The following is a 13,249-nucleotide window of genomic DNA, read 5'->3' as shown; positions in this document are numbered from 1 at the left end:
TCAGACCCTCCCGCCCACGACGCGCCGTACGGCGGCGACGATATCGTCCACCTGCGGCACCGCCGCCTTTTCGAGCTGCGGGTTGTACGGCAGCGGGCAGTCCGCGCCGCCCAGCCGCACGATGGGCGCGTCGAGGTAATCGAACGCCTCGCCCTCGCTCACGATCGCCGAAATTTCCGCGCCAATGCCCAGTTGCTGCACGCCTTCGTACACGCACACGAGCCGCGAGGTCTTGCGCACGCTCTGCACGATGGCGTCGCGGTCGATCGGGCGCAGGCTGCGCAGGTCGATCACTTCCACGTCGATGCCTTCCGCCGCCAGCGTTTGCGCGGCTTCCAGCGAACGCACGCTCATCATCGAAGTCGCGACGATCGTGACGTCGCGGCCCTCGCGGCGCACAACCGCCTTGCCGAGCGGCTCGACGTAATAGCCTTCGGGCACGACGCCCTTGCTTTTGTAGAGCAGCTTGTGCTCGAATATCATCACCGGGTCGGGGTCTTCGAGCGCCGCCAGCAGCAAGCCTTTCGCGTCGTGCGGCGTGCTCGGCTGCACCACCTTCAAGCCCGGCACGTGCGCGAACCACGCCTCGAGGCTCTGGCTGTGCTGCGCGGCCGCGCCCGTGCCCGAGCCGGCGGGAAAGCGCATCACCACGGGCACGGACACGCCGCCGCCCAGCATGTAGCGCATCTTCGCGGCCTGGTTGACGATCTGCTCCATGGCGAGCGTCGCGAAGTCGGAGAACTGGAATTCGTAGATGGGACGCGAGCCCGTGAGCGCCGCGCCCACGGCAATGCCCGCGCCCGCGAGTTCGGAGATGGGCGTGTCCATCACGCGGTCCGCGCCAAAGCGCTGATACAGGTCGCCCGTCACCTGGAACGCGCCGCCATACACGCCAATGTCCTCGCCCATCAGGAACACGCGCTCGTCGCGTTCTAGCGCGATGGCGAGCGCCTCGTTGATCGCCTGGGCGTAGGTGAGTTCGCGCGGCTCGACAGTCTGGTCACTCATGGGCGGCTTCCTGAACGGAGGTGTACACGTCGCGCGTGAGTTCGCTCACGTGCGGCGAAGGGCTGTCCTGCGCGAACGCGAGTCCCGCTTCGATCTCCTGCTCGACGGCGGCGCGCGTGGCCTCGATCGTCGCCGTGTCGATCAAACCGGCGTCGAGCAATTCGCGCTCGAAGATGCCGATAGGATCGCGCGCGCCCCACGCCTCGATTTCCTCGCGCGTGCGATAGCGGTTGCGGTCGCTTTTCGAGTGGCCGCGAATGCGGTAGGTCTCGCATTCGATCAGCGTCGGGCCTTCGCCGTTGCGGGCCCGCGCGATGGCGGTTTCGGCGGCGGCGAGCACGTCGGCGAGCCGGTTGCCGTCCACCGTCACGCCCGGCATGTCGTACGCCACGGCGCGCTGCGCGATATGGCCCACGGCCGTGGAGCGCTCCACCGACATCGACATGCCGTAGCGGTTGTTCTCGCACACGAAGATCACCGGCAGCTTCCAGATGGCCGCGAAATTCAGCGACTCGTGGAACGCGCCTTCGTTGTTCGCGCCGTCGCCGAAAAAGCACACGACCACGGCTTGGCGCTTCTGCTTGTGCACGGAAAGCGCCGCGCCCACGGCAATCGGCAAGCCGCCACCGACGATGCCGTTCGCGCCCAGGTTGCCACGGCTCACGTCGGCGATATGCATCGAGCCGCCGCGCCCGCGGCAATAGCCGGTTTCCTTGCCGAAGAACTCGGCGAACATGCGCTTCGGGTCCGCGCCTTTGCCAATGCAGTGGCCGTGGCCGCGATGCGTGGAGGTGATGTAGTCGTCGTCGGAGAGCAGCATCGTCATGCCGATCGCCGACGCCTCCTGCCCGATCGACAGATGCATCGTGCCGTGAATCAGCCCGCGCATATACGCCTGTTCGGCGCTTCCTCGAAACGGCGCACCAGATACATCTTGCGCAGCGCCTCGCGCAGCGCCGCTTCGGGCACGCGGGCGTACACCGCGCGCGCCGGTTCGATCTTGTCTGCCACGTCTGCCATCGTTGGCTCCTCGCGTATCGGGAATGGGCGAAAGTCAGGCCGCCGCGCGGCGTGCGCCCAGCACCATCTCGTCCTGGCGGCGGCGCAGCGCCACGATGGCCGCGTTCGCGTCCACGGCGCAGTTCTGCTGCGTGAGCAGTTCGCCGCGCTTGACCGGCTGGCGCACCACGCCGCCTTCGAGCAGACCGCACGGCACGGCGCCCTGCGCAAGCGCGTCTTCCACGCTCATCGCCCACGCGCGGTACGTGTATTCGCCGATCGCGTCGAGCTTTTCGCCGGCTTTCAGGTCGCGCTTGGCCACGGCGCAGACTTCGGCCACGGGTACCGGCAGCGGCCGCATGTCGGCCTTGCCGTAGAGCACGGCGCGCGCGCACGAGAGCGGTACCTCGAGGCTCGTGAGGTGATACGGGCGATAGAACGTGTAGTACGGGCCGGGGCCGAGCTTGAGGTCGTGCATGCGCTCGCGCAAGCGCGGATGCGAGAGTTCCGCCACCACGAACACGCCGGGCGCGACGCCCTTGCCGATGGAGTAATCGACCACGCCCTTACGGCTCAGCACGCCGCCGTCCGCGACCGGGCACAGCACCTTGTGCAACTCGTCGAGCGTGGCGGCCGGGCCGTGCATGCCGGGCACGTCGGGCACGAGGCCCGTGGCGTTGCCGATCGCGCACATTTCCACGGCGGTTTTCGAGCCGTCCACGAACTCCACGAGCATGCGCGGGTTCATGTTGCGCGCCTTCGCCTCGGCGGCGTAGTCGTCGGGCGTGGCGTCGATGTTGAGCGGGTTGTTCTTGCCCTTGCCCGCCGCGACGATCGGGTAGCCGAGCGCGCTCACGAAGTCGATCAGTTCGAGCGTCGAGCTGGGTTCGTCGCCCGCGCCGAGCGTGTAGACCACGCCCAGCCGCTCGGCCTCGCGCCGCAGGAACGCGCCGATCGTCACGTCCGCTTCCACGTTCATCATCACGAGATGCTTGCCGTGCTCCATGGCGAGCAGGCCGATCTGCGCGCCCACGGCGGGCTTGCCGGTGGCGTCGATCACCACGTCGATCTGGTCGTGCGTGCAGATCGAAGCGGCGTCCTGCGTGATGGCGATCTCGCCCGCTTCCATGGCCTTCGAGATGGCCGCGCCGCTGTCCACGACGCGATAGCCCTCGTCCGCCTGACGCGCCACGCGCACCGCGTCGCACGCGGCCTCCACGCGCAGGTCGGCAATCGCGCCGATCTCGAGCCCCGCCATCTGCCGCACCTGCGTGACGATGTCGGTGCCCATTTCGCCCGAGCCGATCAGGCCGATGCGGATGGGCTTGCCCGACTGCGCGCGGGTCTGGAGGTCGGCCGCGAGGCCGCTGGGAGTGATGTTCAGCATCAGCGATGTCTCCTGAAGTGAAGGGCGCGCGGGCGCCGACATGTGCCTTCAACCGGAAGCCGCAAGGCGTTAAATCGTGCACATTTGTTTTTTACAATAGCGCTTTGTTCATTCGAGGACAAGCGGAGTCGCCGGGAAAAGCGGCTTCCCAGGGAAAGTGCTAAGGGAGGGAAATTCGAGGGCGCGAGCGCGCGCGAAACGCGGCCGGAGCGGCGGCATTTCGTCGGAGGAAAAACAGGGAGGGAAGCGCGCCGCGTGCCGGGACAACGCGGTGCGCGCGGCTCAGCGGTTGATCAACGGTTGATCAGCGCTTAATCAGCGCTTGATCGTCGAGCGCTCAGCCCGCGAGCTTGAGCACGTCCTGCGCGGCGTACTGGTCGGTGATGAGCGTGGTGGGCTTGAGCACGCGCAGGCTCGCGAGAATCGCGCGCACCTTGGTCGAGCCGCCCGCCGCGAGCACGCGCAGCGGCACCTGCTTGAGGATGTCGAGCGGCACCGACATCACGCGCTCGTTGATCGGGTGATCGACGAGATGGCCTTCGGCGTCGAGGAAATTGAACAGCATGTCGCCCACCGCGCCGGCCTTGATGAGCGATTCGCGGTCTTCGTCGCTGATGAGGCGCGAGCGGTGCGAGGTGGCATCCACGCCCATGCCCGCCGCGCTCGTGACGATCACGTCGAGCGTGCGCGCCATCTCGAACAGATCGTTCAACCCGCAGCGCTCGATGAGCGTGGCGCGCGTTTGCGGGCTGTCCACCACGAGCGGCGCCGTCATGAGATAGCAGTCGGCCTGATAGAGCGTGGCGAAGCGCCAGGCGAATTCGGCCGGGTTGAAGTGGCGCGCCTTCATGATGCCGCCGAGCATGGACACCACCGAGACGTTGTCCACCGGGCGCTCGCTCATGTAGGAGAGCGAGCTGATGAGGGTGCGGCCCCAGCCCACGCCGATCTTCATGTTCGAGCGCACCATCGACGAAACATACTCGCCCGCCGCGGCGCTCACCGGGCCGGTCGCGTCCGCGCCGTTCGCCGAAAGCGGCACGACGATCGCCTCCTGAATGCCGAAGCGCTCTTCGAGCCGGCGTTCGAGTTCGACGCATTCCGCGAGCCGGTCGCCAATCACGATCTTGACTTCGTTGCGCTCGCGCGCGGCGGCGAGGAGCCGCACCACGGTCACGCGTCCCACGCCCAGCCGTTGCGCGATTTCCTGCTGCGTCATTTCCTCGACGAAATACATCCAGGCGGCGCGCAGACGCAGCCGGCGCGCGGGATTCTGCTCGTCGAGGTCGTCCTCGCGCGGCTTGCTGGTCGCTCTCGGCACGCTGGTTTCCCCCGCTTTTCAGTGGCGTTTAAAAGTGAACAATTGTGCTATCTTAACTGCAAATGTTGCACGTTCGAGGTCGCCATGGAAGCCAAATCCTTGATCCCTCTCCATATCGCGCCGGACCTGAATCAGGTTCGACTCGCTCTGGTGGACTGCGCGCGGCAACTGCGCTACACGGCGCGCAACGTGCCCGGCTCGGAGTCGGCGGCGGCTCGCGTGCCCACGCCGCACGGCAGTTTTCCCAAGCCCCTGCCGCAATTCCTCGGCTCGGTCGGCCAGATCGCCGACACCCTGCTCGAAACCGCCGAAACCTACGCCGGCCAGGCCATTCCGCCGCTTCAGGATCACTGGAAGCTGCCGGTGCACCTCGATGTCGATCTCGAACGCCTGCTGCTCGATCACGGCGACGCGAAACGCCTGCGCAGCTACGCGTCGCTCTATTACGCGGCGGCCAAACGCTTCATTCTGAATGCGGGCGCGCGCGACGTGCTGATCTTCGAGCATCGCATCAACGACGCGCTCGCCGAGTTCTGCGAGCGCCACGAGAAACTGCCCGCGCCGCCCGAAGCCGTGGTGAGCGGCCCGGCCTCGGCCGACACGCTGCACGACGCCGCCCACACGTTCGCGGGCCTCACGCTCGCGCTCATCGACAAGCACCCGATCCGCAGCGCGCGCTTCGACGAATTGCCCGACGTGATCGCGCCGTGGTGGCTGATCGCGGAACCGAACGCCTATGTGTTCCTGCTGCTAGGCCTGATCGGCTGCGCGAAGGCCGTGCGTCCCGAAGCCCTGCCCGCCGACGCCGACGGCACCTTGCATCTCGCGGGCGATATCGTCGGCAGCCGCGAGTCGCGTTTGCGCGACCTGCTCGGCGCGCCCAATGCGCAGCATGCGTTGCAGCAGGAATTCGCACGCATCGTCAACTATCTCTGAGACCGTTCGCGAAAGGCGAGGGACACCATGCTTCAGGAATATGTGAGTGCGCGCAACCGCGTGCAAAACGCGTGGCAAGGCGCAACGCGGCTGTCGTCGTTCAAGGAAGCACTCGCCGACTGGTGCCGCGCCATCTCGGCGAATCAGGGCGTCTCGCTCGAAACCAGCGACCGCGCGGTAACGCACGCGTTCTTCGCGTGGACGCAGGTGCTCGAAAACGCCGAGTCGCACCTGCATCGCAACGCGCCCGACTACTACCAGTTCCTGTGCGGCGCGCTGCTCGCCGAACTGCTGCGTCATCACGCGGTGCATGCGCTGCCGAGCGTGCACAGCGACGCGGCACCTCACCCCGCGCATCCCGTTCATCCAGATCAGCCCGGCAAACCCGGCGACGCCATCGCGCAATGGTGGCCGGAAGGCTATGCGCTCACGCACTTTTGCGTGGATCTCGTGCGCAAGGTCACGGCGCAGGAATGCGCGCAGATCGTGGCCGCCTCCGGGAAGCTCGGCAATATCAAGGTGTGGCAGTCGTTTCGCGAGAACCTGCTCGAAGAGCCGTCCATCGCCATTGCCTACTTCGACGACTTCATGGGCGTCGCGCCCAACTGGCGCAATCCGTGTTTCGTGGGCGAGCGCGCGGCCGCGCGGCATTGATTGACGCCGCGCAACGCTTCCTTCATGATCGACGGCATGAACGCGCGCCACTTCACCGCCACGACAACAACCACGACCGCCGCTGGCGGGTCGTGAGTTCGGTGCGCGCATAAGTTTCCGTATCGATCACAAGGCCCCGCCCGCAATGGACGGGGCCTTGCTGTTTTTGCGGCATACGCGCCGGCCGTTGCGGGCACCACCACCGGAGCGTCATCATGTCCAGCCACAACCACCGCGCGCTGTTGATCGTCGATATGCAGGTCGGCCTCTTTCATGGCGCCGACCAACCGCACGACGGCGCGCGCGTGCTCGCCGCCATCAACCGCCTGATCGCCCGTGCGCGCGCCGCGCGGGCGCCCATCTTCGCGGCGCGTCACGTCGGGCCGCCGGGTTCGCCGCTCGCGCCCGACAGCGCGCTCACGCAACTCATTCCCGAACTCCATGTGGATGCGAGCCGCGACGGCGTGTTCGAGAAACGCCGCCCGAGTTGCTTCGCGGGCACGGCGCTCGCCGAACGGCTTGCGCAGGCGCGGGTGGACGAACTCGTGATCGCGGGCATGAAGACCGAATATTGCGTCGATACGACCTGCCGCGCCGCCGCCGATCTCGGCTTCAAGACGCTGCTCGCCGCCGACGCGCATACCTCGATGGACACGCCCGTGCTACCGGCGGCGGCGATCGTCGCGCATCACAATCGCACGCTCGATGGCGCGTTCGTCACGCTCGTGAACGCCGACGAATGCGCGTTCTGAAACGCGGTCGCGATGCCGGGCTCGCGTTCGGGCGCGGCGCTTTGCGCGTTCACACGTTTGCGCTGCCATTGCGACCCCGGTCTACGCCAGACCGACGATCCCCCGCGCGCCGTTCACACCACCGCGTCGAGCCGGATCACGTCGAGCGTCGCGCGCGAGCCCAGCGCGGCGCCGAGCTTGCGGAGCGCCTCGCCGGTGCCGTGCGCGCGCACCGCCTCTTCGTCGCGCCAGCGCTCGATCATGATGAAGCGATTCGGATTCACGCGATCGCGATGCAAATCGTATTGCTCGCAGCCCGACTCCTTGCGCACGGCGTGCACGGCCTCTTCGAGCGCTTGCGCGACGGCGGCCGCGTGGTCGGGCTGGGCGACGATGATCGCGACGATGTTTTCGATGCTCATTTCGGTTCTCCGACAAAGGTGACGTCGCGAGTCTGCCACTAATGCGCGGGCGGCGCGTCGAGGCGCGCAGGATCTCGACGCGCTGCGCAGCACAGGCGAGCTACGCGGCTTCAGCTTGCTCGCTGCGCGGCCGAACTTCGCCGCGCGCGCGATCGACATCGTGGCTCCGGTACATGTCTTCGGGAACCTCGGCCAGCCTGGACGGATGGAGCGCCGGCAGCGTGAGTCCGTAAAACTTCTGGAAGCTCATGATGAGCGGCGACCAGCGATCCGGATCGATCCGGTTCGGGTTGCCGTCGAGCAGCAGTTCCGGCAACACGTGTACGCGCGTGATGCGAACTTCGAAGATCGAGATCCGACCTTTCTCCTGCGGCGTGTCCTCGTTCATCTCATGGCGGGCGGCGAGCACGGCTTCGAGCTGGATGGGACATTCGAGCGCGCGCGGCACGCCCACCGTTTCCGAGGCAACCGGCGTCATGCCGGCGCGCGCGAACTTGTCCGGCTCGTATTCGTAGCCCATGCTCTGGCGCCATTCCGGCACGGGATGACGCGCGGTCGTGCGCGCGATGGCATCGACCGAAGCCACCTCGCGATGCGACGGAAGATTGATCACGCATTCCTGCGTGCGCACCAGGTTGAGCGCCGTCTGCGAAGCGCCGATACCCAGTACGCCGCGCCATCCCAACCAGAAGACGGAGGACAGCGGCGCGAGATTGGCCGTGCCGTCCTCGTTCAACGTGCTGAGGAGCACGACGGGCGTGCCGAGATACAGGATGGACGGCTCGGAACGCAGGTGCGGTGCGGGGCTGGCGGAGGTGAACATGATGGGGTTTCGTGACGAGTGGAACGAGACCCCATGGTCGCGGATCGGGCGCGGGGTCGCGTGCCGTTTATTGCGGTGTCATTGAATGCCGGAGTCGAACATCGGGTGTACTGTTCGAGATTCCCGGCGCCGCAAGTGCGCGATCTCATCGGCGTTCACACCCACGCTCCCTTGCCCATCATGAAGAACATCCAGATCATCGACGGTGCCGTCAATTGCGTATATGACCTCTTCGCCGCGACGGAGGAGCAATTCGCCTTGATCTTCCCCGGCGACACCGACATCGCGTTCATCGACGAAGTCTACGAACGCGGCGACGCCGTCTTGCTCAACGCCGCGTTCAAAGCAATCTGGCAGCGGCCGGTCAAGAAAAAGGCCGCCAACGGGATTCACGGCACCCTGTTCTACGAACTCGAACAAAAGAAGGCGTACTACCCGACCCGGAAGGATGACGAAGCGATCAACCCGAACGGCAGCTTGCTGCGAGCCGTGAAGCGTTGACGCCATTGCCGGAGCGCGCACGCCGCGCGATCGCTCGAGCCTGGGTCCAAGCCCGGGTCCGCTATTGCCGCGCGAGCATGAGGTCCAGGTTCTGAACCGCGGCGCCGGAGGCGCCTTTGCCGAGATTGTCGAGCACCGCGGCAAGCAGCACGTGTTCGTGATCCGCATCGTGGAAGACGCTCAACCGCATGTCGTTCGTACCGTTCAGCGCCTGCGGGTCCAGCTGCTTCACGTCGCGCGACTCGCTCAGCGCCATCACGCTGACATGCGTCGCCCCGGCGTAGTGGCGGGCGAGACAGTCGTGCAGGGTCGCGCCATTGACGCCGGGTGCCAGCAAGCGCACCGCCAGCGGCACCGTCAGCACGATCCCCTGGCGAAACGCGCCATATGCGGGAACGAAAGCCGGACGCTGCGCCAGCCCGGCGTGCTGCTGGATCTCCGGCGTGTGCTTGTGCGCGAGTTCGAGGCCGTAGACCTGGTACGCAGGCGCCTGCGCCGCCTCCGCTCCCTCGTGTGCCTCCACGCCGGCACGCCCGCGTCCGGAGTAGCCGGACACCGCATGAACGCTGATCGGGTAATCGCCCGGTACGAGCCCGGCTTCCATCAGCGGACGCAGCAGCCCGACCGCGCCGGTCGGATAGCAGCCGGGATTGGTCACGCGGCTGGCGCTCGCAATGCGCTCGGCCTGCCCCGGCGTCATTTCCGCGAACCCATAGGTCCAGCCCGGCTGGGTGCGATGCGCGGAACTCGCGTCGATCACCCGCACCGCGGGATTGACGATGCTGCCCACGGCCTCGCGCGCGGCGGCATCCGGCAAACAGAGGATGGCGATATCGCAGGCGTTGATGGCTTCGGCGCGGCGGCGCGCGTCTTTGCGCTCCGCCGCGGCAAGCGTGAGCCGCTGGATGTCGGTGCGGTTGCGCAGGCGGTCGTGGATCTGCAACCCGGTGGTGCCTTGATCGCCGTCGATGAAAACTACGGGAGAGCTCATGCGCGATGACTCCGCTGACTGAAGAGGGAATGAAAGAGGAAACCGCTAACGAGCCTCCATGTTGCGCGCCCGGCTAGAATAGGGAAAGTTGAATTTCACAACCAAAACATTCAGCTTTTCTGAATCGGGAAACCGTCATGCGAGAGATCAGCCTGGACCGTTTGCGCACGCTGGTTGCCGTGGCCGACCAGGCTTCTTTTGCCGATGCGGCGCGCGCACTGCACCTCGCGCCGCCCACCGTCAGCCTGCATATTGCGGAACTCGAAGCCCGCATCGGCGCGCCGCTGTTGCTGCGCAAGCGCGGGCACGTGGGACCCACGCCGGTGGGCGCGGTGCTGGTGGAGCGTGCACGCCGGCTCTTGGCCGACGCGGAGCAGGCGCTCGACGACATTCAACGCCAGGTGGAAGGGCTCGAAGGGCGTGCGCGGCTTGGCGCCTCCACGGGTGCGATCGCGCATCTGCTGCCGCAGGCGCTGGAAGTGTTGCGCGAGCATCATCCCGCCATCGACATTCAGATTGCCGTGCTGACTTCGCAGGAAACGCTCTCGCGGCTGGTGGACGGCACGCTGGACGTGGGGCTGGTCGCGTTGCCGCAGCCGCCGGTGGCGGGCCTCGTCATCAAGCCCTGGCGCCGCGACCCGGTGATGGCGTTCGTGCCGGCGCATTGGCGCTGTCCGGCGCGCGTGACGCCCGAATGGCTCGCCGCCCAGCCGCTCATTCTCAATGACGCGACCACGCGTCTCTCGCGGCTGACCGCGGAGTGGTTCGCGACTGCGGGCCATCATCCCGCGCCGCGCATTCAGCTCAACTACAACGACGCGATCAAGAGTCTGGTGGCCGCCGGTTATGGCGCGGCGCTGTTGCCCCACGAGGCCACGACGCCCGAACCCGACAGCCGCATCGTCATGCGTCCGCTGCGCCCGGCGTTGTGGCGGCGGCTCGGCATCGCCCATCGCGCGGGGCACGTCGAGCGCTCCACGCAACACGTGCTGGACGTGTTGTGGGACTTGCGACTGGCGTAGCGGCGGCTAGCGCGTGCCCGGCGCAAGCAGGCTCAAGCAGGCTCAAGCAGGCTCAAGCCGCCGCCTTCATTCGCAATCCGCCGAAGCGCGAGCTTCCACGCTCTCGAGGAACTGCGTGGGCGGCATCGGCCGGCCGAGCAGGAAGCCCTGCAGCGTGTCGCAGCCGAGTTCGGTCAGCATGGCCTGCTGCTCGGTGGTCTCCACACCCTCCGCCACGATCTTGAGGTTGAGCTTCTGCCCCAGCGCGACGATCGCCGAAACGATCGCGGCGTCCTCGGTTTCCTGCGACAGATCGCGCACGAAGCCGCGATCGATCTTCAGCTCGGTGGCCGGGAGCCGCTTCAGATAGAGCAGGCTCGAATAGCCCGTGCCGAAGTCGTCGATCGAGATATTGACGCCCATTTCCTGCAGTTGCCGGAGAATCGCGAGGCTGACCTCGACGTTCGCCATGGCCGTCGACTCCGTGATTTCGAGCGTGAGGCTGGAGGGCTTGAGCGCATGGCGCGCCAGCGCGTTGCGCACCGTCTCGATCAGACCCGTGTGGGCGAATTGCAGCGGCGAGAGATTCACGGCGATCGTCCAGTCGACGTGTCCCGCGTCATACCATTCGCGCATCTGGCGGCACGCCTCGTCGAGCACCCATTCGCCGATCGGCACGATCAAGCCGGACTTCTCCGCGAACGGCACGAACTGCGCGGGCGGCACCAGCCCGCGCGTGGGATGGTTCCAGCGGATCAACGCTTCCGCGCCGATGATCGGACCTGCGGGCGCGTCGAATTTCGGCTGATAGTGCAGCACGAGTTCGCGGCGTTCCATGGCCAGCCGCAGATCCTGAATGATCTGCATCTGCGCGTGCACGTCGGCGTTCATGGAGGGTTCGAAGAAGCAATAGCAATTGCGGCCCGTGGACTTCGCGTGATACATCGCGGCGTCGGCATTGGCCAGCAATTCGCGCTCGCTGGCGCCGTCGCCGGGATAGATCGCAATGCCGATGCTGGTCGAAACCCGCAGTTCCAAATTGGCCAGCTGAAACGGCACTTCGATGGCCGTCGTCAGCTTTTCCGCGATCGAGGCGGCGTCTTCCGGCGCGCCGATCTTCGCGACCAGCACGAATTCGTCGCCGCCCACGCGCGCCACGGTGTCTTCGCCGCGCACGCTCTCCGCAATGCGCCGCGCGACGTCGACGAGCAGACGGTCGCCGGTTTGATGGCCGTAAGCGTCGTTGACCGCCTTGAAGCCGTCGAGATCCATGAACATCAGCGCGAAGCGCGTGTTGCCGCGGCTGGCCGAATGAATCGCCTGCTTCAGGCGGTCCTGCAGCAGCATGCGGTTCGGCAGCTTCGTGAGCCCGTCGTGCAGCGCGAGGTAGGTCAATTCCTCGTTGGCTTCCGCGAGCGAATGCGCCAGCACGGCGGTGCGCGACTCGAGCCGCCGGTCGAGCACCGAGATGATCAGCGCGATCGCCAGCACCGCGAGCGTGACGATCAGGATCACCACGGCGAGCCAGCCGGTATTCACGCCGTCGCGCGCCGCCCGGCAGACGCTGCCGATCGGGAAACTCGCCGCCGCCATGCCGGTGTAGTGCATGCCGACGATCGCCACGCCCATGACGAGCGCCGCGCCGGCGCGCAAGCGGCGCACGCGCGTCGAATACTGGCGCAGCTGGAACGCGATCCAGAGCGCGGCGCCCGACGCGGCAATGGCAATGACGATGGAAAGCAGCAGCAGGCCCGGATCGTACTGAATCGCGGGCGACATGCGCATGGCCGCCATCCCCGTGTAATGCATGGAGGCGATCGCGAGGCCCATGAGGAACGCGCCCGCCACCAGCCGGCGCCACGGCAGCGAAGCCTCGCCGACCAGCGAAAGCGCGTAGGCCGAGGCGATGATCGCGATCACCAGCGACATCACCGTGATGAGCGGATCGTAGCCGAGCGGAATCGGCAAGCTGAACGCGAGCATGCCGACGAAGTGCATCGACCAGATGCCGAGACCCATGGCGCACGCGCCGCCAATGCGCCACCAGTGCTGCTCCCGCCCCTGCGCGGTGGCGACCCGGCCGGCCATATCCAGCGCCGTGTAAGACGCAAAGATCGCGACGAGCAGTGAGCAAGCGACCAGGGCCTGGCTATAGGTGCTGGACAGCATCGGTGAATCCTTTCTTTTTCGAAATTGTTCCCTCGCGTCGACACCCGCCGTCGCGAACGCCCGGCCGACCGCGCGCTTTTAGTTTTGATCCTATACGCATGCGTAACGGCGCAATAGTTACTGGCCTGAAGCCTCCATACTGAATATATTTTTGAATCAGGTATTTTTTACCTGAATTTCTTCGTATCATCGCCCGCGCGCGATCGGTCTTGCGCAATTTCGATCAAACAATAATAATTCTCATTTCCAAATCGAAAGCCATCTGAAAAGACCGCGCCCTCCCGGCGCCGTGTTTCCGACGTTCCC

General features: G+C 66.4%; 14 protein-coding genes. 5 read left to right on the top strand and 9 right to left on the bottom strand.

The window, feature by feature from the left end:
* The 5 genes from FAZ98_RS25395 to FAZ98_RS25380 all read right to left on the bottom strand — a co-directional run bounded on the left by FAZ98_RS25395 (nt 1) and on the right by FAZ98_RS25380 (nt 4,715).
* Nucleotides 1-1,008 carry an alpha-ketoacid dehydrogenase subunit beta gene (locus tag FAZ98_RS25395; protein ID WP_158955230.1) on the bottom strand — a complete coding sequence of 336 codons (1,008 nt, stop codon included), beginning with the start codon at nt 1,006-1,008 and terminating at the stop codon, nt 1-3.
* Nucleotides 1,001-1,897, bottom strand: coding sequence for a thiamine pyrophosphate-dependent dehydrogenase E1 component subunit alpha (locus FAZ98_RS25390; RefSeq protein WP_199272409.1), 897 nt, complete (start codon nt 1,895-1,897; stop codon nt 1,001-1,003). Before FAZ98_RS25390 ends, FAZ98_RS25395 begins: the two co-directional genes overlap by 8 nt.
* A complete protein-coding gene (locus FAZ98_RS35445; protein ID WP_199272408.1) occupies nt 1,885-2,028 on the bottom strand; it encodes a hypothetical protein in 144 nt (47 codons plus the stop codon). Before FAZ98_RS35445 ends, FAZ98_RS25390 begins: the two co-directional genes overlap by 13 nt.
* A 34-nt stretch (nt 2,029-2,062) precedes the next feature.
* Nucleotides 2,063-3,394: an NAD(P)H-dependent oxidoreductase gene (locus tag FAZ98_RS25385; RefSeq protein WP_158955228.1), complete on the bottom strand. Its 1,332-nt coding sequence runs from the start codon at nt 3,392-3,394 to the stop codon at nt 2,063-2,065.
* Nucleotides 3,395-3,731: 337 nt separating this feature from the next.
* Nucleotides 3,732-4,715, bottom strand: a complete 984-nt coding sequence (locus FAZ98_RS25380) for a sugar-binding transcriptional regulator (protein WP_158955226.1) — start codon at nt 4,713-4,715, stop codon at nt 3,732-3,734.
* A gap of 84 nt (nt 4,716-4,799) precedes the next feature.
* On the opposite strand from FAZ98_RS25380, the gene FAZ98_RS25375 reads away from it, so the two are divergent.
* From FAZ98_RS25375 to FAZ98_RS25365, 3 genes are all read left to right on the top strand, one after another.
* Nucleotides 4,800-5,651, top strand: a complete 852-nt coding sequence (locus FAZ98_RS25375) for a hypothetical protein (RefSeq protein WP_158955224.1) — start codon at nt 4,800-4,802, stop codon at nt 5,649-5,651.
* 27 nt (nt 5,652-5,678) lie between these two features.
* On the top strand, nt 5,679-6,305 hold the full coding sequence (locus FAZ98_RS25370; RefSeq protein ID WP_158955222.1) for a hypothetical protein: 627 nt from the start codon (nt 5,679-5,681) through the stop codon (nt 6,303-6,305).
* 215 nt (nt 6,306-6,520) lie between these two features.
* Complete coding sequence (locus FAZ98_RS25365; RefSeq protein ID WP_158955220.1) at nt 6,521-7,057, top strand: isochorismatase family protein; 537 nt, start codon at nt 6,521-6,523, stop codon at nt 7,055-7,057.
* Between the two features lie 113 nt (nt 7,058-7,170).
* Here FAZ98_RS25365 and FAZ98_RS25360 read toward each other — a convergent pair whose 3' ends face one another.
* Together FAZ98_RS25360 and FAZ98_RS25355 are read right to left on the bottom strand one after the other, a co-directional pair.
* Entirely contained in the window at nt 7,171-7,458 is a 288-nt protein-coding gene (locus FAZ98_RS25360) for a putative quinol monooxygenase (RefSeq protein ID WP_158955218.1), read from the bottom strand.
* 100 nt (nt 7,459-7,558) lie between these two features.
* Entirely contained in the window at nt 7,559-8,281 is a 723-nt protein-coding gene (locus tag FAZ98_RS25355; protein WP_158955216.1) for a flavin reductase family protein, read from the bottom strand.
* A gap of 33 nt (nt 8,282-8,314) precedes the next feature.
* On the opposite strand from FAZ98_RS25355, the gene FAZ98_RS25350 reads away from it, so the two are divergent.
* On the top strand, nt 8,315-8,782 hold the full coding sequence (locus tag FAZ98_RS25350; RefSeq protein WP_233272923.1) for a hypothetical protein: 468 nt from the start codon (nt 8,315-8,317) through the stop codon (nt 8,780-8,782).
* A gap of 61 nt (nt 8,783-8,843) precedes the next feature.
* On the opposite strand, the gene argC is transcribed toward FAZ98_RS25350, so the two are convergent.
* On the bottom strand, nt 8,844-9,773 hold the full coding sequence (gene argC, locus FAZ98_RS25345) for an N-acetyl-gamma-glutamyl-phosphate reductase (protein ID WP_158955214.1): 930 nt from the start codon (nt 9,771-9,773) through the stop codon (nt 8,844-8,846).
* Between the two features lie 137 nt (nt 9,774-9,910).
* On the opposite strand from argC, the gene FAZ98_RS25340 reads away from it, so the two are divergent.
* Complete coding sequence (locus FAZ98_RS25340) at nt 9,911-10,795, top strand: LysR family transcriptional regulator (protein WP_158955212.1); 885 nt, start codon at nt 9,911-9,913, stop codon at nt 10,793-10,795.
* A gap of 66 nt (nt 10,796-10,861) precedes the next feature.
* Here FAZ98_RS25340 and FAZ98_RS25335 read toward each other — a convergent pair whose 3' ends face one another.
* Complete coding sequence (locus FAZ98_RS25335; protein ID WP_158955210.1) at nt 10,862-12,943, bottom strand: putative bifunctional diguanylate cyclase/phosphodiesterase; 2,082 nt, start codon at nt 12,941-12,943, stop codon at nt 10,862-10,864.
* Nucleotides 12,944-13,249: the final 306 nt, after the last annotated feature.

This window comes from Paraburkholderia acidisoli (assembly GCF_009789675.1).
Classification (GTDB): Bacteria; Pseudomonadota; Gammaproteobacteria; order Burkholderiales; family Burkholderiaceae; genus Paraburkholderia; species Paraburkholderia acidisoli.
The sequence above is the reverse complement of the archived record's forward strand: the minus strand, read 5'-3'. Positions and strand labels throughout refer to the sequence as shown.

What these genes read in the sequence shown, in the direction of transcription:
- FAZ98_RS25375 (WP_158955224.1), top strand. Translation starts at nt 4,800, where the DNA reads ATGGAAGCCAAATCCTTGATCCCTCTCCATATCGCGCCGGACCTGAAT.
- FAZ98_RS25340 (WP_158955212.1), top strand. Translation starts at nt 9,911, where the DNA reads ATGCGAGAGATCAGCCTGGACCGTTTGCGCACGCTGGTTGCCGTGGCC.
- FAZ98_RS25390 (WP_199272409.1), bottom strand. Translation starts at nt 1,897, where the DNA reads ATGCGCGGGCTGATTCACGGCACGATGCATCTGTCGATCGGGCAGGAG.
- argC (WP_158955214.1), bottom strand. Translation starts at nt 9,773, where the DNA reads ATGAGCTCTCCCGTAGTTTTCATCGACGGCGATCAAGGCACCACCGGG.
- FAZ98_RS25395 (WP_158955230.1), bottom strand. Translation starts at nt 1,008, where the DNA reads ATGAGTGACCAGACTGTCGAGCCGCGCGAACTCACCTACGCCCAGGCG.
- FAZ98_RS25365 (WP_158955220.1), top strand. Translation starts at nt 6,521, where the DNA reads ATGTCCAGCCACAACCACCGCGCGCTGTTGATCGTCGATATGCAGGTC.
- FAZ98_RS25360 (WP_158955218.1), bottom strand. Translation starts at nt 7,458, where the DNA reads ATGAGCATCGAAAACATCGTCGCGATCATCGTCGCCCAGCCCGACCAC.
- FAZ98_RS25385 (WP_158955228.1), bottom strand. Translation starts at nt 3,394, where the DNA reads ATGCTGAACATCACTCCCAGCGGCCTCGCGGCCGACCTCCAGACCCGC.
- FAZ98_RS25335 (WP_158955210.1), bottom strand. Translation starts at nt 12,943, where the DNA reads ATGCTGTCCAGCACCTATAGCCAGGCCCTGGTCGCTTGCTCACTGCTC.
- FAZ98_RS25350 (WP_233272923.1), top strand. Translation starts at nt 8,315, where the DNA reads ATGGTCGCGGATCGGGCGCGGGGTCGCGTGCCGTTTATTGCGGTGTCA.
- FAZ98_RS35445 (WP_199272408.1), bottom strand. Translation starts at nt 2,028, where the DNA reads ATGGCAGACGTGGCAGACAAGATCGAACCGGCGCGCGCGGTGTACGCC.
- FAZ98_RS25370 (WP_158955222.1), top strand. Translation starts at nt 5,679, where the DNA reads ATGCTTCAGGAATATGTGAGTGCGCGCAACCGCGTGCAAAACGCGTGG.
- FAZ98_RS25355 (WP_158955216.1), bottom strand. Translation starts at nt 8,281, where the DNA reads ATGTTCACCTCCGCCAGCCCCGCACCGCACCTGCGTTCCGAGCCGTCC.